The 25779-nt window shown below is 71.9% G+C and carries 36 protein-coding genes; 9 read left to right on the top strand and 27 right to left on the bottom strand.

The window, feature by feature from the left end; genetic code table 11:
- The first annotated feature begins 27 nt into the window (after positions 1 to 27).
- From QRT03_RS26015 to QRT03_RS26030, 4 genes are read left to right on the top strand one after another with little or no spacing between them, the layout of a single operon-like run.
- Entirely contained in the window at positions 28 to 441 is a 414-nt protein-coding gene (locus tag QRT03_RS26015; protein ID WP_286056044.1) for a hypothetical protein, read from the top strand.
- Complete coding sequence (locus QRT03_RS26020) at positions 438 to 2519, top strand: hypothetical protein (RefSeq protein WP_286056045.1); 2082 nt, start codon at positions 438 to 440, stop codon at positions 2517 to 2519. The genes QRT03_RS26015 and QRT03_RS26020 overlap by 4 nt, the downstream gene beginning before the upstream one ends.
- Positions 2519 to 2692: a hypothetical protein gene (locus tag QRT03_RS26025; RefSeq protein ID WP_286056046.1), complete on the top strand. Its 174-nt coding sequence runs from the start codon at positions 2519 to 2521 to the stop codon at positions 2690 to 2692. The genes QRT03_RS26020 and QRT03_RS26025 overlap by 1 nt, the downstream gene beginning before the upstream one ends.
- Entirely contained in the window at positions 2689 to 3198 is a 510-nt protein-coding gene (locus tag QRT03_RS26030; protein WP_286056047.1) for a GIY-YIG nuclease family protein, read from the top strand. Before QRT03_RS26025 ends, QRT03_RS26030 begins: the two co-directional genes overlap by 4 nt.
- A 138-nt stretch (positions 3199 to 3336) precedes the next feature.
- On the opposite strand, the gene QRT03_RS26035 is transcribed toward QRT03_RS26030, so the two are convergent.
- From QRT03_RS26035 to QRT03_RS26155, 25 genes are all read right to left on the bottom strand, one after another.
- A complete protein-coding gene (locus QRT03_RS26035; RefSeq protein ID WP_286056048.1) occupies positions 3337 to 3504 on the bottom strand; it encodes a hypothetical protein in 168 nt (55 codons plus the stop codon).
- A 102-nt stretch (positions 3505 to 3606) separates the two neighbouring features.
- Positions 3607 to 3789, bottom strand: a complete 183-nt coding sequence (locus QRT03_RS26040; RefSeq protein WP_286056049.1) for a hypothetical protein — start codon at positions 3787 to 3789, stop codon at positions 3607 to 3609.
- Between the two features lie 73 nt (positions 3790 to 3862).
- The gene (locus QRT03_RS26045; RefSeq protein WP_286056050.1) at positions 3863 to 4372 is read right to left on the bottom strand and encodes a hypothetical protein; all 510 of its coding nucleotides are present in this window, start codon (positions 4370 to 4372) and stop codon (positions 3863 to 3865) included.
- Entirely contained in the window at positions 4369 to 4908 is a 540-nt protein-coding gene (locus QRT03_RS26050) for an Lsr2 family DNA-binding protein (RefSeq protein ID WP_286056051.1), read from the bottom strand. Before QRT03_RS26050 ends, QRT03_RS26045 begins: the two co-directional genes overlap by 4 nt.
- A complete protein-coding gene (locus QRT03_RS26055) occupies positions 4905 to 5270 on the bottom strand; it encodes a RusA family crossover junction endodeoxyribonuclease (protein ID WP_286056052.1) in 366 nt (121 codons plus the stop codon). Before QRT03_RS26055 ends, QRT03_RS26050 begins: the two co-directional genes overlap by 4 nt.
- A complete protein-coding gene (locus QRT03_RS26060) occupies positions 5267 to 5716 on the bottom strand; it encodes a WhiB family transcriptional regulator (RefSeq protein ID WP_286056053.1) in 450 nt (149 codons plus the stop codon). Before QRT03_RS26060 ends, QRT03_RS26055 begins: the two co-directional genes overlap by 4 nt.
- Positions 5704 to 5997 (bottom strand): DeoR family transcriptional regulator, encoded by a 294-nt coding sequence (locus QRT03_RS26065; RefSeq protein ID WP_286056054.1) that lies wholly within the window; start codon positions 5995 to 5997, stop codon positions 5704 to 5706. Before QRT03_RS26065 ends, QRT03_RS26060 begins: the two co-directional genes overlap by 13 nt.
- An 84-nt stretch (positions 5998 to 6081) precedes the next feature.
- Positions 6082 to 6558 (bottom strand): hypothetical protein, encoded by a 477-nt coding sequence (locus tag QRT03_RS26070; RefSeq protein WP_286056055.1) that lies wholly within the window; start codon positions 6556 to 6558, stop codon positions 6082 to 6084.
- Complete coding sequence (locus QRT03_RS26075) at positions 6555 to 7031, bottom strand: HNH endonuclease (RefSeq protein WP_286056056.1); 477 nt, start codon at positions 7029 to 7031, stop codon at positions 6555 to 6557. The genes QRT03_RS26070 and QRT03_RS26075 overlap by 4 nt, the downstream gene beginning before the upstream one ends.
- Positions 7028 to 9529: a DNA methyltransferase gene (locus QRT03_RS26080; protein WP_286056057.1), complete on the bottom strand. Its 2502-nt coding sequence runs from the start codon at positions 9527 to 9529 to the stop codon at positions 7028 to 7030. The genes QRT03_RS26075 and QRT03_RS26080 overlap by 4 nt, the downstream gene beginning before the upstream one ends.
- Positions 9526 to 10692, bottom strand: coding sequence for a DNA polymerase III subunit beta (dnaN, locus tag QRT03_RS26085; protein WP_286056058.1), 1167 nt, complete (start codon positions 10690 to 10692; stop codon positions 9526 to 9528). The genes QRT03_RS26080 and dnaN overlap by 4 nt, the downstream gene beginning before the upstream one ends.
- The gene (locus tag QRT03_RS26090; RefSeq protein ID WP_286056059.1) at positions 10689 to 10883 is read right to left on the bottom strand and encodes a hypothetical protein; all 195 of its coding nucleotides are present in this window, start codon (positions 10881 to 10883) and stop codon (positions 10689 to 10691) included. Before QRT03_RS26090 ends, dnaN begins: the two co-directional genes overlap by 4 nt.
- Entirely contained in the window at positions 10880 to 11137 is a 258-nt protein-coding gene (locus tag QRT03_RS26095; RefSeq protein ID WP_286056060.1) for a hypothetical protein, read from the bottom strand. The genes QRT03_RS26090 and QRT03_RS26095 overlap by 4 nt, the downstream gene beginning before the upstream one ends.
- The gene (locus QRT03_RS26100; RefSeq protein WP_286056061.1) at positions 11134 to 11652 is read right to left on the bottom strand and encodes a hypothetical protein; all 519 of its coding nucleotides are present in this window, start codon (positions 11650 to 11652) and stop codon (positions 11134 to 11136) included. The genes QRT03_RS26095 and QRT03_RS26100 overlap by 4 nt, the downstream gene beginning before the upstream one ends.
- 80 nt (positions 11653 to 11732) lie before the next feature.
- Positions 11733 to 13085: a replicative DNA helicase gene (locus QRT03_RS26105; protein ID WP_286056062.1), complete on the bottom strand. Its 1353-nt coding sequence runs from the start codon at positions 13083 to 13085 to the stop codon at positions 11733 to 11735.
- Positions 13082 to 13534, bottom strand: a complete 453-nt coding sequence (locus QRT03_RS26110) for a hypothetical protein (protein ID WP_286056063.1) — start codon at positions 13532 to 13534, stop codon at positions 13082 to 13084. Before QRT03_RS26110 ends, QRT03_RS26105 begins: the two co-directional genes overlap by 4 nt.
- Complete coding sequence (locus QRT03_RS26115) at positions 13534 to 14553, bottom strand: hypothetical protein (RefSeq protein ID WP_286056064.1); 1020 nt, start codon at positions 14551 to 14553, stop codon at positions 13534 to 13536. The genes QRT03_RS26110 and QRT03_RS26115 overlap by 1 nt, the downstream gene beginning before the upstream one ends.
- 65 nt (positions 14554 to 14618) lie before the next feature.
- Positions 14619 to 14990, bottom strand: a complete 372-nt coding sequence (locus QRT03_RS26120) for a WhiB family transcriptional regulator (RefSeq protein ID WP_286056065.1) — start codon at positions 14988 to 14990, stop codon at positions 14619 to 14621.
- Between the two features lie 168 nt (positions 14991 to 15158).
- Positions 15159 to 16064, bottom strand: a complete 906-nt coding sequence (locus QRT03_RS26125; protein ID WP_286056219.1) for an ATP-binding protein — start codon at positions 16062 to 16064, stop codon at positions 15159 to 15161.
- A gap of 2 nt (positions 16065 to 16066) precedes the next feature.
- Positions 16067 to 16684 (bottom strand): hypothetical protein, encoded by a 618-nt coding sequence (locus tag QRT03_RS26130; RefSeq protein WP_286056066.1) that lies wholly within the window; start codon positions 16682 to 16684, stop codon positions 16067 to 16069.
- A complete protein-coding gene (locus QRT03_RS26135; RefSeq protein ID WP_286056067.1) occupies positions 16681 to 17418 on the bottom strand; it encodes a hypothetical protein in 738 nt (245 codons plus the stop codon). Before QRT03_RS26135 ends, QRT03_RS26130 begins: the two co-directional genes overlap by 4 nt.
- A gap of 104 nt (positions 17419 to 17522) precedes the next feature.
- Positions 17523 to 17810: a hypothetical protein gene (locus QRT03_RS26140; RefSeq protein ID WP_286056068.1), complete on the bottom strand. Its 288-nt coding sequence runs from the start codon at positions 17808 to 17810 to the stop codon at positions 17523 to 17525.
- Positions 17807 to 17980 carry a hypothetical protein gene (locus QRT03_RS26145; protein WP_286056069.1) on the bottom strand — a complete coding sequence of 58 codons (174 nt, stop codon included), beginning with the start codon at positions 17978 to 17980 and terminating at the stop codon, positions 17807 to 17809. The genes QRT03_RS26140 and QRT03_RS26145 overlap by 4 nt, the downstream gene beginning before the upstream one ends.
- Positions 17977 to 18516 carry a hypothetical protein gene (locus tag QRT03_RS26150; protein WP_286056070.1) on the bottom strand — a complete coding sequence of 180 codons (540 nt, stop codon included), beginning with the start codon at positions 18514 to 18516 and terminating at the stop codon, positions 17977 to 17979. Before QRT03_RS26150 ends, QRT03_RS26145 begins: the two co-directional genes overlap by 4 nt.
- Positions 18513 to 18728 carry a helix-turn-helix domain-containing protein gene (locus tag QRT03_RS26155; RefSeq protein ID WP_286056071.1) on the bottom strand — a complete coding sequence of 72 codons (216 nt, stop codon included), beginning with the start codon at positions 18726 to 18728 and terminating at the stop codon, positions 18513 to 18515. The genes QRT03_RS26150 and QRT03_RS26155 overlap by 4 nt, the downstream gene beginning before the upstream one ends.
- A 270-nt stretch (positions 18729 to 18998) precedes the next feature.
- Here QRT03_RS26155 and QRT03_RS26160 point away from each other — a divergent pair, with 270 nt between their 5' ends.
- Positions 18999 to 19421: a hypothetical protein gene (locus QRT03_RS26160; protein WP_286056072.1), complete on the top strand. Its 423-nt coding sequence runs from the start codon at positions 18999 to 19001 to the stop codon at positions 19419 to 19421.
- Here QRT03_RS26160 and QRT03_RS32255 read toward each other — a convergent pair.
- The gene (locus QRT03_RS32255) at positions 19372 to 19899 is read right to left on the bottom strand and encodes a DUF6907 domain-containing protein (protein ID WP_425604905.1); all 528 of its coding nucleotides are present in this window, start codon (positions 19897 to 19899) and stop codon (positions 19372 to 19374) included. The genes QRT03_RS26160 and QRT03_RS32255 overlap by 50 nt on opposite strands.
- A gap of 589 nt (positions 19900 to 20488) precedes the next feature.
- On the opposite strand from QRT03_RS32255, the gene QRT03_RS26165 reads away from it, so the two are divergent.
- The 3 genes from QRT03_RS26165 (at position 20489) to QRT03_RS26175 (ending at position 23802) form a co-directional block, all read left to right on the top strand.
- A complete protein-coding gene (locus QRT03_RS26165) occupies positions 20489 to 21370 on the top strand; it encodes a hotdog family protein (protein ID WP_286056073.1) in 882 nt (293 codons plus the stop codon).
- Positions 21367 to 22188: an alpha/beta fold hydrolase gene (locus QRT03_RS26170; protein ID WP_286056074.1), complete on the top strand. Its 822-nt coding sequence runs from the start codon at positions 21367 to 21369 to the stop codon at positions 22186 to 22188. The genes QRT03_RS26165 and QRT03_RS26170 overlap by 4 nt, the downstream gene beginning before the upstream one ends.
- 216 nt (positions 22189 to 22404) lie before the next feature.
- On the top strand, positions 22405 to 23802 hold the full coding sequence (locus QRT03_RS26175) for an AMP-binding protein (RefSeq protein ID WP_286056220.1): 1398 nt from the start codon (positions 22405 to 22407) through the stop codon (positions 23800 to 23802).
- An 8-nt stretch (positions 23803 to 23810) separates the two neighbouring features.
- Here QRT03_RS26175 and QRT03_RS26180 read toward each other — a convergent pair whose 3' ends face one another.
- Entirely contained in the window at positions 23811 to 24536 is a 726-nt protein-coding gene (locus QRT03_RS26180) for a GAF and ANTAR domain-containing protein (RefSeq protein WP_286056075.1), read from the bottom strand.
- A gap of 137 nt (positions 24537 to 24673) precedes the next feature.
- Here QRT03_RS26180 and QRT03_RS26185 point away from each other — a divergent pair, with 137 nt between their 5' ends.
- On the top strand, positions 24674 to 25768 hold the full coding sequence (locus QRT03_RS26185) for an ROK family transcriptional regulator (RefSeq protein ID WP_286056076.1): 1095 nt from the start codon (positions 24674 to 24676) through the stop codon (positions 25766 to 25768).
- The last annotated feature ends 11 nt before the right edge of the window (positions 25769 to 25779 follow it).

The following is a 25779-nucleotide window of genomic DNA, read 5'->3' on the forward strand; positions in this document are numbered from 1 at the left end:
CGTCCCCCGACAGGGGAACGAGAGGGCATGTGGCGGAAGTTCGGGCGGCGCTCGGCGAAGGTCGGGAAGTTCGGCTGGAAGCACCGCAAGCGGGTGTTCGGGCTGGTCGCCGCGTTCGCGTTCGTCTACGTCGCCGTGTACTTCGCCTACGTCGGGACGGTGTCACTGGTGCAGGTGCTGGTGCTGGTGACGGCGTTGGTCGGGGCTGGGCTGGCGAAGCACCACGAGAACATGGCGTTCCGCCGGCACATGGCCGACCACCAGCCGCAGCCGTCGTGGCGGGAACGCCGCGAGTGGGCACGCGGTCACGGCCACCGGGCACCGCACCGCACCCCGGAGCCCGCGCCCGGCACGATCTATGTGCGCTCGCACCGACGGGACGGTGACGGGGTCGAGGCCTACACCCGCGCCGCCCCCGGTCGAGGTGAGGAGGCGTCGTGAGTGCGCCCGACGAGCAGCAGCAGCGGCCGGTGTCGACGGCGCTGGTCAAGGTCGGCAGCAAGGCGCTGGAGAAGGTGTCCGATGCGCCCGGGGCGGCCGTGGTGAAGGTCGTCGACGAGGTGCAGCGGTCTTACGTCGGGGTGATCGCGTTTGCTGCGGACCTGCGGGCGTGGCGGACCGTTGCCGTGCGCCGCGCCGAGTACTACGAGGCGAAGCGCCGCGCCGACGCCGGGGCGGGCAAGCACCCCAGTCCGAGCGACCTCACGAAGATCGAGCAGGACCAGGCGAAGCGGACCCTCAAGCTGGCCGCGGCGGTCGCCGGTACTGCGGTACTGCTGTTCGCCCTGTCGGTGTCGCAGTACCAGTGGGACCCGTGGCTGTACCTCGCCGGCGGGGTCCCGGTGGTCCTGCTTATCGCGGGCCGGTACTACCGGGCGCGGTGGGTGACCGCGCTGGCGCCCGTCTCCGGTCCCGTGCTGCTCGCGCTCGGTATCGAGGGCCTGCGGTGGTGGCCGTCGGTGATCGCGGCGGTACTGGTCGCCCTGGCCTGCGAGTACCGCGGCAGTCTCGTCGCGCCGCCCGCGCCCGCTGGTCCTGGTACCGATAAGGCCCGTCCGGGGGTGTCGCTGCCGAAGCTCTGGGAGACAGTTCGGCTGCGACTGCTCCAGGAGCGCATCACAGCGCGCCATCAGCACACCCGCCTGCTCGTCGTCGATGGCGTCGAGGTCGGTGCAGCGTTTGGGCTCACGACCCACGAGCCGATGACCGACAAGGCGGTGGCGGCAGTGGCCCGTGAAGTCCACGTCGGGCAACGGTGGGTCCGCTACGTTCACCCGGCCGACGAGCCGGTCGGCGAGCTGCTCGTCTACTGGCAGAACCCGCTCGAGAACACGCCCCCGCCACCCCAACGGCGATTCGGGGACCTGCGCTACGGGCGCCCGTTCTCGGTGGGCAGAAACGACGTCGGCGCCCTCGACGAGCTCGTGCTGGCCTACACGCTCTTCCTCGTGTTCGGACATTCCGGGTCCGGCAAGTCGTCGGTGGTTCGGCTGATGATCGATGCCACGGAGGAGATGCCCGATGCCGATCTGTACGGCATCGACACCATCGGGGCGTCGCTGCTCGGTGCTCAGCAGAAGCGGCTCGGGCGCGGGCGGGTGGCGTGCGGGCCGGAGCAGCTCGAGGAGGCGCAGGCCATCCTCGATCACCTGCTCAGCGAGGCTCGCCGCCGATCGATGGCGCTCGCTGCGGGCGAGGACTACGACGAGGACGGGGCGGTCGACGATCGCTTCCTGGTCGACGACTGCGACGGTCGCCGCGGGATCGTGCTCGTGATCGGTGAGTACGCGAACTTCTGCCAGTTCGAGTTCTTGGTGACCCGCCTGCTCGATCTCGCGATGGTGGCCCGCAAGCACGCGATCACGATCATCGTGGAGTCGCCGACGCTAGCGAAAAGCCAGCTTGGCGACGGCCGCGCCTACCTGGCACAGGCGATGGTGAAGATCGCGATGGCGTGTTCTAACCACGACGTTGTGCAGGGGCTGGGGGAGTCGCTGCTCGACCAGGGGTGGCGTCCCGACAAGCTGCAGCCGGAGTCCGAGGGGCGACGCAACGACGCCGGCATCGGCTACGTCTACGGGTCGGGTCGCAACCAGCCGCGACTGACCGGGTTTCATCCGATGGATCCGGATGAAGCCGCCGAACGACGGCGGGCGCGGCGGATCGACCGGAACGCCTGGTACGTGGGCCGTACACCGCCCGTATCTACCTCCATGCGAGAGGTGAACCCGCTTGACGCGGTGGAGGTGCCCGAGCCGCTGGCGACGCTGGCAGGGCTGGCGGAGGAAGGCGACGTGCACACTGCGGCGCTCCTCGAGGCCCTGCCGGACGGCTGGACGGCACGGGGCGTCGCGGACGCGCTACGGCCGCACGGGGTCCCTGTGGGCAACGTCGTGCGTGGTGGCGTCCAGCGCAAAGGATATCGCCGTGACCAGGTGGTTTCCGCCGTCCAGGCCCTGGATGACGTGCCGTCCACGGACGGACGGGGACGGATCGTGAAGAGCGAGAGGACGGTGTGATGGACGGCGATGTGGACGCCGCGGTCGCGGAGGCGTTCGAGGACGGCTGGAATCAGGGCTTCACCGCGGCCGGCGGGGGCTGTTCGTGCCCGCACCGCGACGGCTGCCCCGCGGGCGGCCAGGACGAAGCGCCGTCGTGGTGGCGCCGATGGCTGGATGCGGTGACGTCGTGAGCCCGCTCGGATGGGTGATGCTGATCGCGCTCGTGCTGGCGTTCCTGGCCGGGGCCTATCTCGGGGTGCGCTACGGTGCCGCGCTGCCCGGCAGCGGCCCCGTCGTGCCCGCGCAGCGGCGCCCTGCGGCCCGCGACGGGGGTACACAGGTCGATCTCACCGACCGACAGACCGCGGTCTACCTGTTCTTCGGCCTCTACCAAGGCCGCCGGGACGTGCTGCTGTACGTGGGGATCGCGGCGAACCCGCGCAAGCGGGCGGAGCAGCACGCCGAGTCGAAGGCCTGGTGGGGCGACGTCGACGACGTGGAGGCGTGGTGGCTCGGGAACCGCCACGTGGCGTGCGGGGTGGAGTGGGCGCTGATCCGCTACCTGCGACCGGTCTACAACACGGCCCCGGGCGGCCAGGACGACGCGTACTCGCGCGACCTGCCACCGATCGAGCCGGCTCGATTTCGGCTTCCGTCGCGCACCACAGCGCGGGTCCGGAGCGCACTGATCCGCTGAGACGACGAAGGCCCGGCACCTACTCGGTGCCGGGCCTTCGTGCTGCTCGAGGTCAGCGCTTCTTGCTCTTCTTGCCGCGGTTCGCCTTGAGGCGGCGGTCCGCCGATGTGCCCTTCGAGGGGCGGCCCTTGGCCATGGTCAGAAGTCCCCGGCCAGCTCGGCCTTCGCGGCCGGGCTCGGCCCGTGGGTTCGCTCGTCCCACTGCTCGGCGATGAGGTCGCGCAACTCGTCGTCGCGTTCCCGCTCGACGGGTCGGGCCTGCGCCTTCGTGGCCGGCTTCTTCTCGGTGTTGTGCTGCTCGGCCATGCGGCCCTCCGGCGTCGTGAGTGACAGACCTGCCCACCGTGACCACGGAGCCGCTCCCGGGCCTCCAGTGCGAACGTGGAGGCCCGGGAGCGTCACACGCGACTACCTGCTGGGGTAGCTGAGCGCGTCCACCGTCTGCTGCGACTGCTCGAGCTGCGTGCGCAGTTCGTCGCGGGTGGCGTCCGGGGCGTCGAGCACGGCGCGGTCCCGGTTCGCCTGGTCGGCTAGCGAGCGCCGGACTGCGATACCGACGTCGAACGGGCGCGGTTCCTCGTTGCTGGGCATGGTCTCTTCCTCTCCGCACCGGGACCGTCCCGGCGCACGGGCGGGACCGTGGAGGAAGAGCGATCGGTCCCGCTCACGGCCTGTGGGGCATCGTGGTCCGGTACCGGTCTCCGTGTTCGTCGAGGTGGTACCAGCCGTCCCGGTACCGGACCGGCACGGTGAGCGGGTCGGCACCATGCGGCAGCGACCAGCCGTACTCCCGCGCTTTGCCATTCTTCTCGGTGTGCGCGCGGCCGTGGCAACCGGCGGCATTCCCAGGACCGCAGAGGCTGATCGCGTTCTGCACGACGTCGAGGAGCTTCGACCCGCCCGCGCCCTTGAACACGCGGTGGTGCGCGTCGAGCGGGACACCGTTGCGACCGCATCCGAGGCACGCCCACCCGTCGCGGACGTGGGCGAGCTGCTTCACCTGCGCCCAGGTGGCCAGCTGGAGGCGCTGTGCCGCCCGCTGCGGCGTCGGCCGCCGCTCGCTGGGCGGGGAGGCTCGGGGGAGTGGCACGGAGCGCGCCAGGCCCGATTCTCGGGCGAGGTCGGTGTGGGCGGTCAGCGGCTTGGTCCTCTTCGGCGGGCCGCTGCGCTTCATGCGGTGGTGCGCGCGTCGTAGGCGTTAAGAACCTCGGCAGGCAGGCGCCCGCGAGCACCGACGTCCCAGCCGTTGCGCGCGGCCCACTCGCGCACTGCTGCAGAGTGGCTGCGGTCCGGCCGCGGGCGGTCCTGTCGTTGAACCGGGGTCGTTCGTCGAACCAGGCGGCGGCTCTGAGTCCGCAGGTGCAGTTCGCCGCCCCACACCCCGGGTAGGTCCCAGCCTTCGGTAACGCACTCGCTCGCGACCGGACACTTCCGGCAGTAGCGGATGATCGCGTCGCGCGCGGACTCCATGCTGCTGCGAGTGTTCTCGTAAGGGTCGACGTCGAAGATGCGAGGGTCCGCTTCCGCGCACGCGGCGGCGTCGATCCAGCGCCCGATCGGGCTGTCGAAGTAGCCCGGGTCCTCCGATGCAAACGGGTCGACGGTGGGCGTGAAGGTGCCCTGCGGTTGCACGGCGGCGATGCGCCCGCCGCCACGCAGGTAGCGCCACGTGGCGTGGGTGAACTTCTCGATGCGCGCTTCGGAGGTCATGGTGTCTCCACCACGAACCACATGCCCGGCTCGCCCTTGCCCGCCGGCAGCAGCACCGGCATCCGTCGCTCGACGAGCTCCGGAGTGTCGTCGGAAGTGACGCCGACGTCCACCATGCCGTCGATCAACGGCTTGAGCAGCGGAGCCAGGTTCTCCGCGCCGTCGCGGCGCCGGTTCACCTTCGGGCGCCACTCCAACCCGACCGTGACACGCTCGTGCCGCCCGACCTTCGCAGCCTTGACCAGCCACCCGGCGTCGCGACGCACCTCTGCGATGACCCGATCGCGGGCCTGCCGCACGAGCCGCTGGTTGGCGTGCAGCGGAGGGGACGGGTACGGGAGCTTGATCCGGTGCGTGGTCACGACGCCCCGCCCTTCGGCGCGTAGCCGGACCCAGGGCACTGCACCCTCGTGCCACCGCCAGCAGGCACCCAGTGCAGCCTCAGCATCCCGTCGGAGCGCAGACGACGGGTCACGTCGCACCAGCCGCAATGCCCCGACGCGCCGGGCGTGGCGGACTCGACCCGGCCGCCGTACTGCGCCTCCAGGTCGGCCAACGTCCACGTCTGGTTGCCGGTGCCCGCGTGGTACTCCCCGCCCCACACCCCGAACGGGCGGCGGACCCCAGCCTTCGCGTCCCCTCGGCACTGCACCATGACCGGGCAGCCCTGGCAGAACTGGCGGATGGTGGCCGCCGCGGTCAGACCGGGCCGCTCCGGGAAGAAGCGGCGCAGGTCGGCGCCCCGGCACGCCGCGGCCAGCCACCACTGGCCGTCCACGGCCTCCTCCTGCTCCATCACTGCGTGCACTGCCCCTCCTCGACCGGCACGATCGACCGTCGGGCACCGGGCTGGCGTTCGATGCGGCCCTGCTCCTCGAGCACGTCGAGGTGGTGGCGCACGGTGCGCCGGGACACCCCGACGTGCGCGGCCAGCCGCTCCTCGGACACCGTGGTGTCGCGGGCGATCACCTCGCGGATCCCGTCGAGCACCTGCTCGGCGGTGCATTGCATCTCGCGGGCGGCCCGCACCACCGCGGGTCGCCCGTGCTCGGCGGCGAGACGGCCGAGCTCATCGCTGAGGTCAGCCACGGCCCTGCACCCATTCCACGGCGCACGACGCGCGGTGCGCGACGTCGAGGTAGGCGCAGCCGAGGGCGGCTGCCAGGTGGCGGATCACGCGGTCTCCTCGAACAGATCGATCTGGACGTAGCGCTCGACCAGGGGCGGCCACCAGCCGCGACGTGCCGCCTCGAGCGCGCTGGACGCGGCGCAGTAGCGGCCAAACCACTCCTCGTGCTCGGCGATCCGTTCCGCCGTCGGCTTCGGCCAGAGCGGGTACCGGCGGCCCTCGACTGAGGTCTCGACGTACGCGCGGTAGGCCGATTGGAGTCGGGCCGAGCCGTCGTCGGTGCGCGCCTGCGCGGCCAGCTTCACCAGCGCCTTGACCGGCACGAGGCCTTGACCGTGCCCCGGGTGCCGGTACTCGACCTTGCCGGCGTCGATGCACCACCGGACGCCGTTGGCCTGCAGTGACCCGGCGGCAGAAGCAGTCAGTGCCGAGCGCGCTTGCTCCGGATCGCCGTGGGCGATCGACAGTAGGTGCACCGCCCCGACGACCTCCCGGGCTAGCCACTGCTCGACGCCGGTCACGCCGGTACCGCCGACGAGAGCTTCCGACGCGCCTGGGCAGCAGTGAGGCCAGCAGCCCGGCCCGCTGCGTACTTGGCGCGCTGCGCCTGGCGATCGCACTCAGCGCAGTAGCGCTTGCCGTTGGGGCGGACGCGGACGTTGCGCGGCACCGTCCAGTCGTGTCCGGCACGACGACAGGAGGTCTGCCGCTCGCGGATACGCCGCTGGTTCTCGGCGTGGGTGACCGGCTCGAGGTGGCCGGGATAGACGCACAGGGGCGTGACGCAGAGGTGGTCCAGCTCGGGTGTCTTGTCCGGGATCGGCCCCACGAGCAGCTTCCACGTGACGCGGTAGGCGGGCTGGTCGCGCCCGTCGTGGCGCACGTAGGGATACCCGGCGTCGTTCACCCAGCCGCCAGTCCACAGCCAGTGCCCATCGGCAACGGTGATCTTCTCGACCAGCCGGGCGGGGAGGTCGGTCACGGTGAAGCTCACGCGGTCTCCTCGAGCAGGTCGAACATGGTGGGCATGTCGCGTCGGCGGTCCTCGGCCTGCAGGTACTTGACGCCGTCGAGGAAGTAGCCGGGGTTCAGCTCGGCGGCCCGGCCGCGGCGGCCTGCCTTGAGGGCGCGCAGCGGGACGGTGAATAGCCCGCCGAACGGGTCGTAGACGAGGTCGCCCGGGTTGGAGAATCGCTCGATCAGCCGGTCGACGATGTCGAACTGCAGCGGGCAGACGTGCATCGCTTGTGCGCGCCGTGACTGTTCGGTGTTCAGCGTCGCGAGCCGGTTGATGTCGTGCCACACCTCGGGATGCCACGACCCCGGGGCCAGGGACATGAACGTGGCCGGCAGCCGGTCGCGGGCCTCCAGGTGCTCGCCGACCTGCACGTGCGTCTCGTAGTCGTAGACCTCGTGGAGGGTCTGCTCGGTGAACAGGCGGGACAGCTGCTCGGGGGGCAGGGCGGCGAGCTCGTCGGCGGTCAGGTGCCGGTTGCCGCTGGAGCGCCAGAACGCGTGGGCGTCGACCTGCCAGCGTGCGCGGGTGTACGTGGCCTTGTCGTGGCGGACCGGGGTGTCGGCGTAGCCCTTGGTGCGGTCGGTCTGCGGCTTGTGGAACAGCAGGATGTACTCGGGAGATCCGGCGCCCATCTTGGTGGCATCCTTCGCCATCTCCGACCAGCCGAGCCGGTAGGTCTGGTTGTTCTCCCGGACCACGTCGGTGACGACGGTGATCATGCCGAGGTAGTCGAAGCCGTGGCGGATGCCGTGCATGAGGGCTTCGGCGTGGAAGGGGGAGACGGTGGGAATGCCGGCGCCGGTGACGGCGCCGAACAGGATGCGGTCCTTGACGTGGCAGGCGTAGACCCGCCCCGGGGCGAGAACGCGGTGCAGCTGCGGGGTCAGGTAGTCCATCTGCGCCCAGAAGTGGGCGTTGTCGTCGGTGTGCCCGAAGTCTTCGTAGGCCGGGGTGTACTCGTAGTGGTTGGAGAACGGGATCGACGTGACGATCAGGTCGACCGACCCCTCGGCCATGCTCGAGGTCTCGGCGACGGTGTCGTTGAGCGCCACAGTCCAGCCGTCACCGGCAGCTTCGACCCGCTCCACGCCCATCGACCGGATGAGGGCGTCGGTGATCGCCGAGGTGTCGAGCCCGAACTCGCGGATGACGTCGGACATGCGGTCAGTGAGCTCCTCGTGCTTGGCCCACTTGTCCCGCAGCACCCGCACGACCTCGCGCTCGGCTTCCGAGTAGACGACGTCGACGCGGACCGGGAGGGGCTGCTGGAAACGCTGCAGGCGATGGACGGCCTGAACGAAGTCGTTGAACGAGAACCCAACGCCGACGAAGACGGCGCGGTGGCAGTGCCGCTGGAAGTTGCACCCGGAGCCGGACAGCTCCGGCTTGGTGGCGAGCAGCCGCTCGCGGCCCTCGGAGAAGTCGACGATCCGCCGCTCGCGGGTCTCAAGGTCGAGAGTGCCGTACACCTCGCACACGTCGGGGATCGCGGCAGCGAGCGCGCGGCGCTCGTCTTCGAGGTTGTGCCACAGCACGAAGTGGTCGCTGGGCGCTTCCGCGACGAGCTCCGCGGCCTTGGCGACCCGCTCGGAGAGCGAGTCGCGCTTCTCGCGGGCGGCCTGGGTGACGCTAAGCGCGCCGCCGCGGAACAGCTGATCCTGCCCGTCCCGCTCGGTGTTGGAGTCGGTGTGGTCGACGGCGAGCTCGTGCCAGCGGACGTCGAGGTCGGGCAGGTCGTATCCGTCGTCGGGGTACCCGAGGTCGGAGGGGCGCTGCAGGAACACGCCCCAGGTGTTGAGCCAGAGCCAGAACTCGCGCCGCTTGTGCGGGTAAAGCGTGAGGTTGTTGGCCTTGGTCGAGTCCCGCTGAAAGAACCGGGTGAGGGCCTGGCCGGTGTCCATGACGCCGAGGAACCCGGCGTAGTGGATGAGTTCCTTGTGGCGGTTCGGGCTAGGGGTGGCGGTGGCGACGAACCGGTAGGGGACGTCGTCGAAGAGGGTGAGGAACGTCTGGTACGTCTTCGACCCGAAGGATCGCAGGCATGACGCCTCGTCGAGGCTGACTGCGGTGAACAGGGTCGGATCGAGCCGGCCGTCGCGCACCGACTCGTAGTTGGTGACGTACAGACCGGGACCGTCGACCTGTTCGGTCCGGCGCACAAACGTGACGTCCTGGTCGAGCATGGCGGCGTCGCGTGCGAACTCTTGGCGGACGCCGAGCGGGCACACGATGAGCGCACGCCCGCCGGCCCGCTCAAGGATGAGCCGCACGGTCTCGATCTGCATGACCGACTTGCCCAGCCCGAAGCGGGCGAAGATGGCCCGACGGCCGCCGTGAACGGCCCACACCACGATGTCGCGCTGGTGGGGCAGCAGAATCGGATGGACCTCGCTCGGGTCGACGTCGAAGCCGCAGGCGCTGTCGAAGGCGACCTTCTGCTCGAGGAAGTCGCGGTAGCTGACGGCGGCGGTCATGCGTCGCGCACCGCGTCGCCGCCGGGGAACCGGACGGTCATGACGGTGTGGCGGTAGCTGTCGTGGACCTGCCCGTCTTCGCCGGCCGGGCGCACCAGGATTCGACCGCGACCGACGTCGAGCCGCACCGCCTGGTCGCCGCACGCCTGCAGGGCATCCCGCAGGTACTCGTCCCTGATCTGCACGGCAACGGAGTCGCCTTCGTGGTGGAGCACGTCGGCGTGGTGGGCGGCGTCCCCAACACCCTCGCCGGAGGCGGTCACGGCGATCTCGTCGGGGGTGAAGGTGAGGACGAGGATCGAGCTTGAGTCCATGGAGACGGCGGCGCGCTGCGCGGCCTCCCTCAATGCGGCGGTGCGAACAACTGCGGTGGCGCGGTGCTTGAACCCCGGGGCGTCGGGCCCGATGTCGAGGGCACGCCAGCGAGGGAACTCTGCGCCAATCAGCCGACCGGACATGCTGCGTTGCGCGGTGCTGAACCCGAGGATGCCGTCGTCGGAGCGGACCGACACCTGCCCGGTGACCCCAGCGGCGGCGGTGACCGCCAGCTTGAGCAGGGCGGACGGTGCCAGGTGCTCTGCGAGCTCGCCGACGGATGGCGTCCAGGTCGTGTCGCACACGGCCAGCCGGTAGCGGTCGGTGGCGGCCATGGTGAGCGCCGTGCCGGACGCGGAAATGGCAGCGCCGGTGAGCATCTGCAGGGTTTCGTCGCGGCTGGTGGCCGGCAGCACCCGATCGATGGAGGCCGTCAGTGCGTCCGGCTCGATTTCGCCGACCACCGGGGCCATGTCGGGCAGCGCCGGGTATTCGGAGGCCTGCAGCAGAGGCATGGTCCAGCGAGTGCGTGGCCCGGCGGTCACCACCATGGTGTCGTTCTCGACGGCGAGAGTGACGGCCTGCTCGCCGAAGCCGAGCGCCTTCGACACGGCTGCGAGCAGACGGCCGGGTACGACAACGCGCTCGGGCTCGTCGACGCTGACAACGCCGGAGCCGAGCCGCCCGCGGGCGCACAGATCGTAGTCGAACGCGGCCAGCTCGACGTCGTGCTCGGTGGCGTCCACGACGATGCCGCCGAGGATCGGCACCGGGGGGCGGGCGGGCAGGGCGCGGCTGATCCAGCCGGTGGCGGACGCGAGGGCGCCCGCGGTGATGGTGGCCTTCACTGGTCGTCGTCCTCGGGGTCGGCGGGGTACTGGAGCTCGACGGGCGCCGGTTGACGGTCGCCGTGGTCGAGGGCGGTCAACGTGTGCTGCTCGGTGACCTGGCCGTCGGGGGTGAGGCGGTGCATGGGTCCGCGGGGCCACTCGACGTAGACCGCGTCGTCGGAGACGTGCACTGCGGGCTGACCGCTCACCGGGCCACCACCAGCACGTCGCGGCCGGCGGGCGTGATCCGGAAGTAGAGCGTGCCGTCTGGGGTGACGCGGTACTCCTCGGCGAGTCCGCGGCGGGCGCAGGCGCGTCCGTAGCGGGACGGTGCGCGGCGCTCGGTGGGCAGGGCCACCCACGGCTCGCCCTGGGCGCCCTTCTCCAGCGCGACGGCGTGACGCAGGGCGCGGAGCATGTTGCGGCTCGGGCGACGCTCGCAGGGCCGCAGGGGGCGGCTCACGCCGGAACCCCGGCGAGGTCGAGGAGCGGTCGGCCGACGTGCTCGGTGTCGACGCCGAGGGTGACCCGGAGGGCGTCGCGCTGCAGGTGCAGCGGCACGCCGTAATCGTTGAGCGCCCACAGCTCCCAGCCGTCATCGTGGGGCAGCAGCGGCAGGAACAGCCGCAGGTCGGCGGCGAGCTGCTCGGGGAGGTCGCGGAGGCACACGCGCAGGGCGAGCACGTCGAGGCCGAGCCACTGTTCGAGGGCGTCGTACAGCTCGGTGACGCCGGGATAGGTGTCGGGGTGGAGCTCGCCGGCGGTGGGGCGGAACGCGGCGATCCGAATGCCCCAGGTGGTGGGGACGGTGCCGATGATGATGCCGCTGGCCGCGGGCTGGAGTGCGGCGCGCGCCATGGCAACGCCGATGGCGCAGTGCGCGCGAGTGCCGTCTTCGCGGTCGGCAATGAGACGGCCGACGCACTGTCGGTAGGTGGGCATGGTGGTCAGCCAGTCGCTGACGCGGTCACGGTTCACGGGGAGGGTGCCTTTCGGGCGTGGGGATGCACCGACTCTAACACTGACTGGCGACGTCGCCAGTAGTCATTTGGGAGATGTCAGTAGGACCACGAGGGGGCGAGCGATTCGACGCGGCCCAGGTGCATGCGGTGCGCCACCGTGACCACGCCCTTCGGGCCGTTGCGGTTCTTGACCACGTGCACGTCGAGCTCGCCGGCCCGCGGCGAGTCCCGCTCCCGCGAATCGGGGCGGTCCAGCATCAGCACGATGTGCGCGTCCTGCTCGAGCGCGCCGGACTCTCGGAGGTCGGAGAGCTGCGGCGTCTTGTCCTGCCGGTTCTCGATGCCGCGGTTGAGCTGGGAGAGAACCACCACGGGCATGTCGAGCTCCTTCGCCAGCAGCTTCATGCCGCGCGAGAAGCCGTCGACCGCGACGCGACGGTCGCGCTCAGCGCGGCCGTCGGTGGAGTCGAGCAGCTGCAGGTAGTCGAGGAACACGATCCCGAGTCCGTCGGTACGGGCCATCGCGCGGGCGGTGGCCCGCACGTTCGACAGGCTGGCCTCGAAATCGTCCTCGATGGCCAGCGGTAGCTCGGCCACCACTTTGCCCGCGTCGAGGTACTTGCCGCGGTCGGTCTGGTCGAGACGTCGGCCCTCAATGGCGTCGATGCGGACCTGCGCTTGCGCGGCCACGAGCCGGTTCGTGACCTCGGGGCGACTCATCTCGAGCGAGAAGATCACGGCGGGGTGGCCGCCGTGGGCCGCGCGCAGTGCCCACGCGGTCATGAACACGCTCTTCCCGACGCCGGGGCGGGCGGCGACCACGATCATCTGACCGGGGAGCACACCTCTGCCGCCGCCGAGCATCTCGTCGAGGTCGGGCAGCCCGGTGAGCACACCGGAGGTGAGGGGCTCGTCGTAGGCGGCGAGGTGTTCCTCCATGAAGTCGCTGACCCAGGTGCCGCGGGCGGCCTGCCGGTGCGGTGTCCCGGCCTGGTCAAGAGCTTCGCGGGCGCGGTCGTAGAGCTCGCCCACGTCGGCCTGGGACTGCGTGCCGAGCTGACGCAGCCGTGCGCCGAGGTCGGCGAGTCGGGCACGGGCTGCGTGGTCGGCGACGATCCCGCACCAGTGCTCGGCTAGACCCGGGGACCACTGTGACTCGCTGTAAAGCGTGTGCAGGATCGTCGGCCCGCCAAGCGCTGCCAGCTCGCCCTGCCAGTCCAGCTTGGCCATCAGCGACACGAGGTCGGTGGGGCGGTCGGACTCCCACTCGCCGACCAGCGCGCAAAACAGAGCGCCGTGAGCGGGTCGGTAGAAGTCGTCGGGGTTGAGGAGACCGTCCGCCGTCGCGATGGCGTCGCGGGACAGCAGCATGGCGCCGAGCACTGCCCGCTCGGCGGCCAGGTCGCGCGGGCGGTCGTCGTCGTACTCGTCGACGGTCGACTCGCTCACGACGCCGCACCACCCGAGATGGCTCGCAGGTCAGCGGACCGCAGCGCAGCCGTGATGCGCTCGCGGCCCTGGTGTCCCTCGATCCACGCCGCCAGGTAGCGGGCGTGGTGGTCAGTAGCGGCCTGGCGCATGAACGCCTGGTACTCGGCGTGCGATCCGCGCAACACCTCGTTGGGTACGTCCGGCTCCTGGTAGCAGTCGCGGGCCTCTTGGCGGAGCTCGCGGTAGGCCTGCGTGATATGGCCCGGCTCCAGCCACACCCCAGGGCGCTCGTTGCGGAACCGGATGATGGCGCGGCGGGCGAAGTCGGCTGACGGCCAGCCGGCGTCCTGTGCGATCGCGAGCCATGTGCGCACGTCGAGCTCGCTGATCGTGCGACGATCGGTCGCGGCAACCAGCTCGAGCAGGTCGACCATGGTGTCCCAGTCGTCCTCGGTCCAGACAGTCATCAGAAGCCTCCGGCTTCGGCGTAGGGCGCGGTGTCCCCGCGTTGGGATGCGACCCGGAGTGCGGGCTGCTCGGGCTCGCCAGGTCGGGGGTTGCGTCGCAGGGCCGAGACGGCCGCGACGGCGGATTCAGTGGCCGACGGGCGGGCCGAGGGGCTGCCGGGGCGGTGACGGGCGTGCTGGTCGATGGCCTGCTGCTCGCGGTCGCGCATCCGGTTGCGCCAGGTGCGGGACCAGCTCGTCTTGCGGGCGTCCTTGCCGGCGCGGGCCAACCAGTAGTCGCGGAACTCCTCGGTCAGCTTCGTGCCGCGGCCGCCGTCGGCGGCGAGGGTTGGGCAGTGCTCGCGGTACCAGGCGAGGTCGTCGTCGGAGGGCCACCAGTCTTCGGGGATCCGTGCCCCTCGTGGCTCCTTCGCGGAGCGCTTGCGCGACGCCTCGGAAGGTGACGCGTCTTGGTCGGCCGTCCCCCCGGACCCCCCTCCCGAAGGGAGGGGTGGCTCTGGTTCTGGCTTTGGCTCTGCCCTGGAGTTGGAGGGCGCGCGCGCAGGCCCGCACGCGAGGGGACGGAAACCGTCCGGATCGGCGTTCCTGTCGTTGCGGATTCCGTTGGGATTCCGTTCGGAAATCTCGTCGTCCTCGGGGGGTGGCTCGGGCCGTTCCTGCTGGTCATGGAGGTGCGGCGACTTCCGCGCGGTGTCGCGGTGCGCGTCGTTGAGGATGTCCTCGCGCGTCTTGTTCCAGTTCAACCACGCGACGACTCGATAGCCGCCGTCGACGCGCTGCCACAGCTCGACGTCAACGAGGGCGCGAGCCCGGGCCTTCAGCGCGGTCATCCCGACACCGACGTGCGCGAGTTGCGCGTCGGTGATGACGCCGTCGTTCAGTACGTCGGCGCAGAACGCGAGGCCCCGGACGTAGAGCAGCTCGGCCTTCTCGCCCGCGCGAATGATCTTGTCGTCCTTCGCGTAGTGGGCCGAGAGAGGCGCGTAGGAGCCCCGCCGCCTGACCTTGTTCACCGGCATGGATCGAGTCCTGACGATCGTCGAGCCGCGTCGAGGGGGAGCGTCGCCGGCCCGTGGTGGATGGGCTAGGCGACGTCCCGCCGGGCGGACTTGCGGCGTGCCCGCTCGCGGTCGCGTTCGCCCTCGGTGGTGCCGCCCCAGAGACCGCGCTCGTTGTCTTCGAGAGCCCAGTCGGCGCAGGCCCGGCGGACCGGGCAGCTGGCGCAGATGCCCTGCGCGAACGCCCACTTCTCGCGGCGGTCCGGGTCGGCGGGCCCGTTGACGAAGAACCACTCCGGGTTCACCCGGGAGCAAGCGAGCTCATGGTGGCGGGCGTAGCGCAGGACGACCTGCGCGGCGGCGCTACGCGGCTTGATCAGCGTGGCGAGCGCCTTATTGAGCCGGTCGGTCTGCTCGGCTTCCAACAGCGTCACCGGCGTGTCGTCTACGCTAGACATCAGCGCACCTCGTTTCGTTCTTGTCGAGTCGATCGGGGCGCTCTCAACACGGGCGTGGGGCTTTGTGTCGAGAACTACGAAGGGCCGAGTTCCGGGGAAGGAACTCGGCCCTTCGTCATGCCCGGGCAGCCTATCGGAGACTGACTGCGTCGTGAGTAGTCGTCTTGGTCAGCCTGCGACGGCCTCGGGGCGACCCGCGCCGAGCTGGCGGCCCCTCGCCACGATGAGGTCGGCGAGCACCATCGGATGCCCCTCGGCATCGGTGACGGGGGCGTTCGCGAGTCCCGCGCCGCGGACGTCAGCGTGCAGCTTGCGCAGCTGCTCCACGGTCACATCGTCGGCCAGAGCCTCGGTGCGGTAGGCCAGCGGGCCCATCGTCTCCTCGCCGTCGGCCAGCCAGTCACGGATGGTCGTGGCGAGCTCCTCGCCCGGCTCGGGGATGACGGCCCCGCGCAGCATCGGCAGCCGCGTCTTCGAGACGGTGAGTGTGTTCTCGAGGTCCATGTCGCAAACCAGGTCGAACTCGTACTCGATGTTCTCCCGCTGCTCCGGCTTGAGGCCGATCTTCCGAGGCACCGACTTGCGACGACCGTTCTGTTCGATCTCCTCGACCACGTAGGCCGTCTTCGTGCGCAGAGTGACGATGACGTGGCCCGGGTAGGAGGTGATGGCGTCGATCATGCGGCGCTCGTCGGGTCGGGCGGCCTTCCACCCGGAAAACGAGTTACCGCCCGTTTGCCGGCGGTCAGCCTGCTCCTGCATGCCCTCGACCCCAGACCAGTAGTGAGACCACGAGTCGACGACGAGCACCTTGTAGCCGTCGCCCGCAGCGACACCGAGCGCCTCGGTGAGCGAGGCGGGGGAGTAGGTCTGCGGGCAGGCCACGTCGAAGTCCCAGCCGTTGATGCCCTTGTAGAGCTGCGACTTGCCGCGCTCGGTGTCGATGACAGCGGGCCGACTGCCGTCGGCGAGCAGGTGTGCCAGGGCGAGCGCCGTGTACGTCTTCCCAGCCCCTGACGGGCCCGTGAGGGCGATGCGGCCGTAGGTGGCGGCTCGGACCGCGGGGGCGAACATGCTCACTGCTGCTCTCCGTTCGTCGTGCCAGCCGGGAGCTCAGCCAGCGGGTCCACGTGCCCGGAGGCGACGAGCGCCCGGTAGGCGTCCAATGCCCCCGCCACGGGGCGGATGGAGACGTGGCCGCGACGGGTGTGCACCGACACCCCAGGGACAGGCTCGTTCGTGGCCTCTGCGTGGCGCAGCACCTCGTTCCGCGCCCAGTCGGCCGCCACTCGCTCGGGCGGGCGCAACAGGTCGGGGGCGTGCTCGCGGAGCACGGCGTGCAGCTTCGCCACGTCGGCCGGAGTCATGGGACGGCGCAGGCCCGTCACGACCTCCTCCACGGCCTCCGGGTAATGCGACTCCAGGTGGTCGAGGAACGCCTCCTCGTCGTCCACCTCGGCCTTCGGGGACGGCTCGGTCACAGTGAGGGTGCCGAGCTTCGCCTTCGTGACCGGGTTCAGGATCGGCATGCGGGCGCCCTCGGGCAGGTAGTGCTCGGTGAGGATCAGCTTGGCGGCCTTCTCCTGGGCGGCAGCAGCTTTGGCGTAGGCGGAGACGGCGCCGACGACGAGCACAGCCGTCGGCAGGTCGATGACGTGGGCGGGCGCCTCGGCGTCGCTCTCGGTGGTGGTCACGCCTGCCCGTCCTTCCCGATGGTCGCCATGCGGCGGTACAGGTCGATCGCGGATCGCTGCAGCTCGGTGACAGTTGGAGCGAGCACGTCCCAGGCGGCGTCCCCGGCGGCGGCCCAGGCGGCGGCCCAGGCGGCGTCCCAGGCGGCGTCCCCGGCGGCGTCCCTGGCGGCGTCCCCGGCGGCGTCCCTGGCGGCGTCCCCGGCGGCGTCCCCGGCGGCGGCCCCGGCGGCGGCCCCGGCGGCGACCCCGGCGGCGTCCCAGGCGGCGGCCCCGGCGGCGTCCCTGGCGGCGGCCCCGGCGGCGTCCCAGGCGGCGGCCGACTTCTCGCGTGCCGCGCGGACGACCGGGCCGGCGGCCTGCGCGGTCTCCAGGTCGACAATCTGCGCCAGCTCACGCACCGCCCGTGCCTGCTCGTCGAGGTGGGCGAGCTGCAACCACGCGGGCAGATAGGTGCGAATCAGCCAGTCCAGCGCCATCAGCGACCGACGCTCGTCGAGTCCGTCCCCGGCGGTACCGATGAGCTGCGGGATCAGCGGCCGGAGTTCCTGGCGAAGGTCGTCGGGCAGCACGTCGTTGAGTGAGCGCCCGAAGGTTCCGAGCACAATGGAGGTGCAGGCGGGGTGGTCGGAGTGCGGGAGCCCGGCGACGTATGCGACCGCCTCCAGCAGGCACAGGCCGTCCTGCGGGTCGTCGTGACCGCCCTTGGCAAGGGTCAGGTCAGCGGGGATGGTCATGGTGTCCTCTCTTCGGGGGCGTGGGGGTCAGAACGGAGGGGTCTGGGCGTCGATCTGCTCGTCGGTCATGAGCCACGGGTCGGTGACCTCGGGCTCCGGGTCGCTCACGAGCAAACCCAGGTGGCGCAGCGGCAGAGCCCGTCGACGCCACCGGCGCCGCCGCAGTCCCAACAGGTCGGGTCGTGCTCGGCGTGCTGCTCGCGGTAGTCGACGTACACCTCGCCGTCCGGTCCGACCGGGGGACCGGTGCGGGGCGAGCACACGTCGCCGTTGACGACGTCGAGGGCGGTATCGGGGTCGGCCTGGACGAGCAGGCGGGCGCCGCGCTCCGGAGAGCCGAGGGCGACTAGCTTCTCGACCAGCACCTCGGGGGCCAGGGCGGGGGCGCTCACGACGTCACCGCCCGCTCGATCGCGGCGAGCGCGTTCAGCGCGTCCACCATGTCCTCGGAGGACATCTCGGCGACGTGCACCGTGTACCGGTCACTTGACGATCCGCGCCGCTCACCCTGAAATCGGCCGAGCAAGCGACGCAACACGGCGACGGCCTCGCGCGGCGTCATGCCGACACCAGCTCGGGGGAGGGCGCCAGAGCCTCGATCACGGCAGAGGCCACGTCGGGGCGGGTGCGCGACAGCGTGTCCGCCGCACGGGCCGGCATCTCGTGCCCGACCAGCGCGGCCATCGTCTTGGCGTGCGCCACCTCGTCGGCGAGGAACCGCAGCGGCACCCCCGACGTCGCCTTGATCCGCGGCTCGGACCGCAGGTAACCCCGCCCGTGCCAGAAGATCAGCTGCCGGGACGTGATGCCGGCCGCCTCGATCAGGTCCGAGGAGTCCCACACGGGCACGTCCACGGCGACCATGCCGCGGTCGGTCAGCGTCTCCCGGGCCTCGGTCACGGCCACCTCGACGCAGCCGCGGCAACACACGACGCCTTCGACGAGCTCCTCGTCGGCGTGCGGGGACCGGACGGGCCAGGTGACGTCGGCAACCGCGATGGCCGCCTGGTCGTCGCAGTGCTGGCACATCGCCGACGGCAGGTCGGTGGGCGGCCCGTAGACGACGTCGACGTCCTGCCCGAGGTTCGCGAAGCTCATGCCTTCGCCCCCTCGAGGTCGCCACGGCAGTAAGCCTCGACGCGGTGGCGGGGGATGCGGTACGAGCGGCCGAGCTTGGGGAGCTGGTCCTTCGGACCGAACGTCTGCTTGCGGACGAGACCGCGCACCTGCTCGTAGGAGAAGTCGAGGTGCTTCGCGAGCTGGTCGAGGGTGAGCAGCGGCGGCAGGGCGGCGGCGGTGTCTGTGGTCACGCATCCTCCGTGGTCGGAGACCAGCGACGTAGCCAGTCAGGGTGTGTGACCGCAACGATCCGGTCACGAATGGCGAGGCGCCGCCCGTCTGCGACTGGCGACGTAGCCAGACTACCGACTACCGACTACCACCGCTAGTCGCCGGTCATGGTTGCTTCCGGCCGATGACCACCACTCGACTGTGGAACATGCCCGGCTGCCGCCATGTGACCCCGTCTCCGTTGCCAGAAGTTGCAAGCAACAGCACGATGGGCCCCCGTGGAGGAGTTCATGAGGGTGGTCGCACGCCAGGCCGCCGAGAAGGCGCGCGAGCTCGGGGAGTCGCGCCCGCTGTCCGACTCCGCCATCGGCCGGCTCGCGAAAGCCGCCGACCCGAGAGGGGAGGGGTTCAACGACTCCCTGCTCTCGCACTACCGCACGGGTCGCCGGTCAAAGCCGTCCCCGGGCACCGTGCACATGCTCGCCCTCGCGCTGGCGACCGACGACCACCCCTATTCAGAGCTCCACGCCGAGCTCCAGGAGGCGGCCAACCTGCCTGTCGGGGCCGCCGGCCAGTGGATCCTGCCCGACGTCGCGAACCTGCTGAACCGACAGGAGCAGCGCGTCGTCGAGGAAGTCATCCGCGCAATCGCCGCCGCGAAGGTCAGCGCCGACGGGGGTCGGCGGAACCGTGACGAGGACGCCGAGGGATAGGCACCACGGGCTCCCCACGCGCCTCAAGTAGCTTCATCCTGGCCGCGGCGGCCATCTCCGCGAGCCGGCCAAGCTCGTCGGGGTCGTCGATCATGACCGTGGTGCCCTCAAGCGCGAGCACCGCGAACGGCTGCCCCGGCTGGATGCCGTGTGGATCGTCGTGCTGCTCGAGGGTCAGCGTGAGCAGCTGCCCGCGGTCGGCCGACGGTGCCAGTGGCGGCTCGGGGAACTCCCGGTGCACGATCGCCGCACCCGAGTGCTCGGCGCATCCGATGTGGGAGCACCACGGCGGGCATGGGAACGGTTGCCCTGCGTCGTGCACTGAGTTGACCCCCTCGTCCGTCGGTGCCAGATGCGCCGTGACGGCCCGGAAGGGTGCACCGTAGTCCGCGCCTTGGCCTAGACGTCGGACGGCATCCGTTCGCGATCCGTGCGCCACCCCCGCTGGTGCGCCTGGGTCCCTACGGCCCAGTACCACGGAGCGCCGACTCTAGGTCGGCCTCCCCCTGGGCGCCGCCCGGTTGGGCGATTTCGCCCATAGCGACGAGTCAGACCACGGCCTGTACGCGCCCGGACGAGTCAAGAGGCACGGGACCCAGGATCGCCACTTAGCTCCCCACCTACCGCAACCGATGACCCCCGCCCGCTACCGCTCGTCACCGATAAACACCGGCCCTGAGCAGGCTCGTCACCGGTAACCACCGGTGACGACCGCCATCGCCAGTCAGTCGCAGGGTTACTGGTTCGAGTCCAGTAGGAGGAGCACTTCCCCCAGGGCCTTCACGGCCCGGGTGCCTCGTCCGCGATCGTCGGCACACCGCCCATGATCAGCAGTACATGAGGCACCTGATCGAACCGCCCGACGTGCCTCACGTACTCCTGATCATGATGGACGGTCTCCGGCGAGCGCGGACTCACCCGCCTCGCCGTTCGAGATGCCTCCGCGAGTATGAACGATCGTTCGTATCGTGCTCCACCGGTTCACGCGTCGCCTTGACACGCGTCGAGCAGGCCTGCTTCGGTAGCGGCGTAAGAACGTTCGTTCATGTCGTCGGAGAGGACGGTCGATGAGCAGCTCCCTCGCCGAGGCGGTGACCACGCAGGCGCCGGGCGGGGCGCCGTACTTCGAGGACTTCGAGGTCGGGCAGGTCGTCACCGGTCCCGCGCGGACGTTCTCCGCCGACGTCGTCGCGGCCTTCGCCGAGCTGAGCGGTGACCGGGCCGCCCTGCACACCGAGCCCGGACACACGGCCGACGGCCGTCCGCTGGTGCACGGCCCGCTCGCCCTCGCCGGGTTCTTCGGCTGGCACCACGAGCGCGGACTCTCCGACCACGTCGAGGCGGCCTTCGACACGCACTGGGACTACCTCGCCCCGATCTTCGTCGGGGACGCGGTCACCTACGAGATGACCGTGACCCGGACCCGCCGGACCTCCTCGTTGGCCGGCGGGGTCGTCGGGCGGCACGTCGTGGTGCGCAACCAGGACGGCGAGGTCGTGCAGGTCGGGCGGACGTCCGCGCTCGTCACGGCCCGCGAGGCGGTCGACGACCGTGCGGCGCGGCTCGGGCGCGCCTTCCCGTCCACGGCGTGGGCGCGCGGGCTCGCGGCCCGGCTCGGTGACTCCGCCGCGTTCGCCCGCGAGACCGGCACCTGGGACGGCACGCTCGGCCTGCGGTTCGGCGCGGACGCCGTGCTGTTCCGGGTCTACCGGGGCCGGGTCCTGGAGGCGGGCACGAGGACGCCGGACGGGCCGACCTTCGTCGTGTCCGCCCCCGACGCCGTCTGGGCCCGCCTGCTCACCGGGCCGGTCAACGACTTCACGAAGCGGACCATGCGCGACGAGTTCGAGGTGGAGGGCAGCGCGTACGAGTACCTGCGGCTGACCGCCGCGGTCGTCGCGCTGGTCGACGAGGCCCGGTCGTTCGCCGGGGCGGAGGAGGGACGATGAAGGCCGACTACCTCGACGTGGGCGGCACCCGCTCGTTCGTCCTCACCGAGGGCGAGGGCCGGCCGGTGCTGTGCCTGCACACCGCCGGGCAGAGCGGCGTCCAGTGGCGCGACGTGCAGCCGCGGCTCGCCGCGCTCGGGTACCGCGTCGTCGTCCCCGACCTGCCCGGACACGGGCGCTCCGAGCCGGCCGCCGGCGGACCCGTGCGCGACCTCGGCGTCTACGCGCAGTGGTGCGAGGAGCTGATGGACACGCTCGGGATGGACCGACCGTTCGTGGTCGGCTGCTCGATCGGCGGGGCGATCACCCTGCAGCTCGCGGTGCGCCGCGGCGACCGGCTCGCCGGGGCCGTCGCGATGGCGGCGCACGGCGGTTCCGCATCCGGGGCGGGCATGGTGCGCGGGCTGGAGCGGGAGCTGGTCGACGCGGCCGCGCCCAGCCGGTCGGACCGCACCTACCTCGGCACCCTGGCCGTCGTCGGGCGGCGGGTGCCGGCGCAGCGCGCGGAGCTGATCGCGCGGATGCACCGTCGGGAGGACCCGGAGATCTCCACCAGTGACCTGATCGGCTGGGCGACCCACGACGTGCTCGACCGGCTCGACGGCGTCGCCTGCCCCACCCACCTGGTGGTCGGCGACGACGACCTGTGGCTGGATCCACGGGAGGTCCGGGCCGCCGCCGACCGGATCCCGGACGCCCGCTACACGCTGCTCGAGGGCATCGGCCACTACCCGATGGAGGAACTCGACGGGTTCGCCGACGTCCTGGACGGCTGGCTGACCGACCTCGCCGCGGACCGGGACCGGAGCGTCGCATGACCACCCTCGCCGACCTCCTGGCCGACACCGTCGCCGCCGCCCCGGACACGGTCGCGGTCATCGACGGCGGCCCCGAGCCGCTCCGCGTCACGCGCGGGGCCCTGGCGGCACGGGTCCTCGCCCGGCGCGCGGACCTGCGCGCCCACGGGGTGGGGCCGGGCGACGCGGTCGGGGTGTGGCTGCCGAACTGGTCGGAGTCGCTCGTCGCCCAGTTCCCTGGGCGCGCACGTCATCGGGATCAACACCCGCTACGGCGTCGCCGACGTCGCGCACGTGCTCGACCGGGCCCGGCCCGCCGTCGTCCTGATCGCGCACGACTTCCTCGGGCTGGACCTGCGGGACCGGCTGCACGCCGCGGTCGCGGAGTCCACCGCCCCCGCGCCGTCGGTCGCCGTCGTGACGGGGCCGGGTCGGGCCCCCGCGGACGACGCCGCCGCCGCGGCCTACGACGTCGGGTCCGGGGCATGGGTCCCGGCCGGCCCCACCGGAGACGCGGACCTGGACGCGCTGCGCGGCGGCGAGGACGCCCTTGCGGTCGCGTTCACGACGTCCGGGTCGACCGGCATGCCCAAGCTCGCCGCCCACCGGGGCAGTGCCGTCGTCCGGCACGCCCGCGCGGTCGCGGAGGCGGGCGGCTGGGACGCCGAGGCCGTGAGCCTGGTCGTGCTGCCCCTGTCCGGGGTGTTCGGCTACGTCCCCGCGATCACGGCGATCGGCGCGGGCGGGGCGGCACTGCTGGAACCGACCTTCGACGACGACCTCGTCGTGGCGCACATGGCCGAGTTCGGCGTGACGCACCTGGCGAGCGCGGACGACGTCGCCGGCCGGTTGGAGGCTAGCGTCCGCGCCCGCGGCGGCGACCTGTCGAGCTGGAGGCGGATGCTCCTCGCGGACTTCTCCGGCCGCTCCCTGCAGGTGGCCGCGTGGGCGGAGGAGGAGACCGGGACGCCCGCGTTCGGCGTCTACGGGTCCAGCGAGCTGTTCGCGCTGACCTCGTTCTGGCGTGACGACGACCCGGTGCCGGCGCGGTGGCGCGGTGGTGGGCGTCCGGTCGCGGCGGACACCGAGGTCCGGGCCGTCGATCCCTTCACCGGCGGCCCGCCGCCCGGGGGCGAGCCGGGGGAGCTGCAGTTCCGCGGCGACGTGGTCGTCGACGCCTACCTCGGCGACGACGACGGGTCGGTCCGGGCCCGGTCGTTCACCGACGACGGCTGGTTCCGGTCCGGCGACCTCGGCACGGTCCGCCCGGACGGCTCCTTCGACTACGCGGGCCGGATGGGCGACTCGCTGCGCCTGCGCGGCTTCCTCGTCGAGCCCGCCGAGATCGAGGTCCGGATCGCCGAGCACCCCGCCGTCGCCCGCACCAAGGTCGTCGGGATCGCCGTCGACGGGGACACCCGCGCGATCGCGTTCGTCGAGCCGCACCCCGGCACCGACCCCGATCCCGACGAGCTCCGGAGCTGGTGCGCCGCGACCCTCGCGCGCTTCAAGGTGCCCGACACCGTCCACGTCGTCGAGGCGATGCCGACCACCGTGGGCACGAACGGCTCCAAGATCCGGACTGCGGCGCTCCGCGAGCTCGCGCAGCAGCTCCTCGCGGCCGAGCGGACCTGAACGGCCGGTCAGCCGCGGCTCGCGCCTTTCTCCTTCTCGTCCGCGAGCCAGATCGCCACGTCCACGAGCTTCAGGTTCGTGTTCTGCGAGGACGCCACGAGCATCTCGAAGGCCCGGGACTGTCCGACGCCGAAGCGCTCCATGAGGATGCCCTTCGCCTGGCCGATGACGTCGCGGCTCGAGAGCGCGGTGTGGAGGCCCTCGATCCGCTGCGCGCCGTGCAGGGCGAGGGCGGCCTGCGAGGCGAACAGCGCCCCGATGTCGGCGGAGCCCTCGTCGAACACGTGCGGCCGGGCGGCGTAGAGGTTCAGGGCACCCGCGCTGCCCGTGCTCGCGAACAGCTGGAACGACATCAGCGACCCGACCCCGCGGTCCCGCGCGGCGGCGGAGTAGCGGGGCCAGCGGTCCGCCGCGCCCATGTCGTCGATCAGCGTGCGCTGCTCGTACCAGATCGAGTCCAGGCAGGGGCCCTCCCGGAGCTCGTTCTGCAGCACGTCGAGGTCGCGGACGACCTCCGAGCTGGGGACGTGCGCCTCGACCTTCCCGCCCCGGCGTACCAGGCTGATCCCGGCCTGGTCGACGTGCGGCACGGTCCGGATGGCCCCCTGCACGATGAGTCCGAGGGTGTGCTGGACGCCCTCCTCGTCACCGGGACCCCGTTCGAGGAGGCGACGGGCTGCGTCCTCCAAGGTCCGGGCGAGCTCGGCCCCGACCCGCTCCTCGTCGTCCGGCATACGTCGTTCCTACCCGTTGTACGCATGGCCGGAACGGCTGACGCCGGGCGCATCGCCCTCCTCGCGTTCACGCCCGTCACACCCCTGTGGCACGGTGGCCGCTCCAGGTCGAGCCGGTCGGCGGGGCGGAGTGCGTCATGAGCGGATGGGAGGGCGCCGCCGCCACCCCACCCCCGCACCCGCGTCTGCTGCGGGAGCTCTCCGAGCGCGCCGTGCTGGAGGCGCTCGCGCGGGAGCAGGGCCCGCTGACCCGCGCGGAGCTCGCCCGCCGGTCGGGGCTCTCCCGGCCCACGATCGGCGACGCGGTCCGTCGGCTCGAGGTCGACGGCGTGCTCGTCGCGGTCGGCGTGCGCTCGGGCTACCCGGGGGCCGCCGCGACGTTCTACGACTTCGCCCCGACCCTCGGCGGCGCTCTCGGGGTCGAGCTCAACCAGCACGTCACCCGCGTCGCGGTCGGCGGCCTGCTCGGCGGGACGCTCGAGGAGACCGAGCACCCGCCGACCGCGGGCACCGAGGACCTGCGCGCCGTCCTGCGCGGACTGGTCGGCGACCCGGCTGACGGCACCGCGCGGGCCGACGGGCCGGTCCGCGCCGTGACGATCTCGGTGGGCGCCCCGGTGGACCCGGTCGACGAGCGGGCGGTACCGCTGCCGGAGGGCGGGCATCCGCGGGACCCGATCCGGCCGGCGGAGCTGCTGGCCGGCCTCGACGTCCCGGTGCACGTCGAGAACGACGTCAACCTCGCCGCGGTCGCCGAACGCCGCACCGGCGTGGCCACCGCGACCACGAGCTTCGCCTACCTCTACCTCGGTGCGGGCACGTCGCTCGGGCTCGGACTGATGGTCGACGACCGGCTCGTCCGCGGGGCCCGCGGGCTGGCCGGCGAGGTGGGCTACCTCGCCGTGGACGCGGGCCGCCACGCGCTCGCGCGGGCGGTGGGGGACGCGGACCTCGCCTCCGGCACCGGGGCCGACGCCGCCGTGGTCGCCCTCGGACGGGCGGTGACCAGCATCTGCGCCCTCGTCGACCCCGAGATGGTGGTGGTCGGCGGTCCGCGGGAGGTGCACGACGACGTCCTCGTCGGCATCGCCCGGCACGTCGAGGCCGACGCCCCGCGCGCGGTCCCGCTGGTCCGCAGCGCGCTGGGCGCCTCCGCGAGCGTGCGGGGCGCCCTCCTCAGCGCCCGGCAGCGGGCGTGGACCGACCTCCTCGAGTCCCGCCGCGGGCCCTGACAGGATCATGG

This window comes from Actinomycetospora termitidis (assembly GCF_030286555.1).
Lineage (GTDB): Bacteria > Actinomycetota > Actinomycetes > Mycobacteriales > Pseudonocardiaceae > Actinomycetospora > Actinomycetospora termitidis.

Excerpts from the sequence above, each read along its gene's own strand:
- QRT03_RS26015 (WP_286056044.1), top strand. The coding sequence starts at position 28 with ATGTGGCGGAAGTTCGGGCGGCGCTCGGCGAAGGTCGGGAAGTTCGGC.
- QRT03_RS26025 (WP_286056046.1), top strand. The coding sequence starts at position 2,519 with ATGGACGGCGATGTGGACGCCGCGGTCGCGGAGGCGTTCGAGGACGGC.
- QRT03_RS26035 (WP_286056048.1), bottom strand. The coding sequence starts at position 3,504 with ATGGCCGAGCAGCACAACACCGAGAAGAAGCCGGCCACGAAGGCGCAG.
- QRT03_RS26040 (WP_286056049.1), bottom strand. The coding sequence starts at position 3,789 with ATGCCCAGCAACGAGGAACCGCGCCCGTTCGACGTCGGTATCGCAGTC.
- QRT03_RS26045 (WP_286056050.1), bottom strand. The coding sequence starts at position 4,372 with ATGAAGCGCAGCGGCCCGCCGAAGAGGACCAAGCCGCTGACCGCCCAC.
- QRT03_RS26050 (WP_286056051.1), bottom strand. The coding sequence starts at position 4,908 with ATGACCTCCGAAGCGCGCATCGAGAAGTTCACCCACGCCACGTGGCGC.
- QRT03_RS26080 (WP_286056057.1), bottom strand. The coding sequence starts at position 9,529 with ATGACCGCCGCCGTCAGCTACCGCGACTTCCTCGAGCAGAAGGTCGCC.
- QRT03_RS26110 (WP_286056063.1), bottom strand. The coding sequence starts at position 13,534 with ATGACTGTCTGGACCGAGGACGACTGGGACACCATGGTCGACCTGCTC.
- QRT03_RS26115 (WP_286056064.1), bottom strand. The coding sequence starts at position 14,553 with ATGCCGGTGAACAAGGTCAGGCGGCGGGGCTCCTACGCGCCTCTCTCG.
- QRT03_RS26120 (WP_286056065.1), bottom strand. The coding sequence starts at position 14,990 with ATGTCTAGCGTAGACGACACGCCGGTGACGCTGTTGGAAGCCGAGCAG.
- QRT03_RS26125 (WP_286056219.1), bottom strand. The coding sequence starts at position 16,064 with ATGTTCGCCCCCGCGGTCCGAGCCGCCACCTACGGCCGCATCGCCCTC.
- QRT03_RS26135 (WP_286056067.1), bottom strand. The coding sequence starts at position 17,418 with ATGACCATCCCCGCTGACCTGACCCTTGCCAAGGGCGGTCACGACGAC.
- QRT03_RS26145 (WP_286056069.1), bottom strand. The coding sequence starts at position 17,980 with ATGACGCCGCGCGAGGCCGTCGCCGTGTTGCGTCGCTTGCTCGGCCGA.
- QRT03_RS26150 (WP_286056070.1), bottom strand. The coding sequence starts at position 18,516 with ATGAGCTTCGCGAACCTCGGGCAGGACGTCGACGTCGTCTACGGGCCG.
- QRT03_RS26160 (WP_286056072.1), top strand. The coding sequence starts at position 18,999 with ATGAGGGTGGTCGCACGCCAGGCCGCCGAGAAGGCGCGCGAGCTCGGG.
- QRT03_RS26165 (WP_286056073.1), top strand. The coding sequence starts at position 20,489 with ATGAGCAGCTCCCTCGCCGAGGCGGTGACCACGCAGGCGCCGGGCGGG.
- QRT03_RS26170 (WP_286056074.1), top strand. The coding sequence starts at position 21,367 with ATGAAGGCCGACTACCTCGACGTGGGCGGCACCCGCTCGTTCGTCCTC.
- QRT03_RS26180 (WP_286056075.1), bottom strand. The coding sequence starts at position 24,536 with ATGCCGGACGACGAGGAGCGGGTCGGGGCCGAGCTCGCCCGGACCTTG.
- QRT03_RS26185 (WP_286056076.1), top strand. The coding sequence starts at position 24,674 with ATGAGCGGATGGGAGGGCGCCGCCGCCACCCCACCCCCGCACCCGCGT.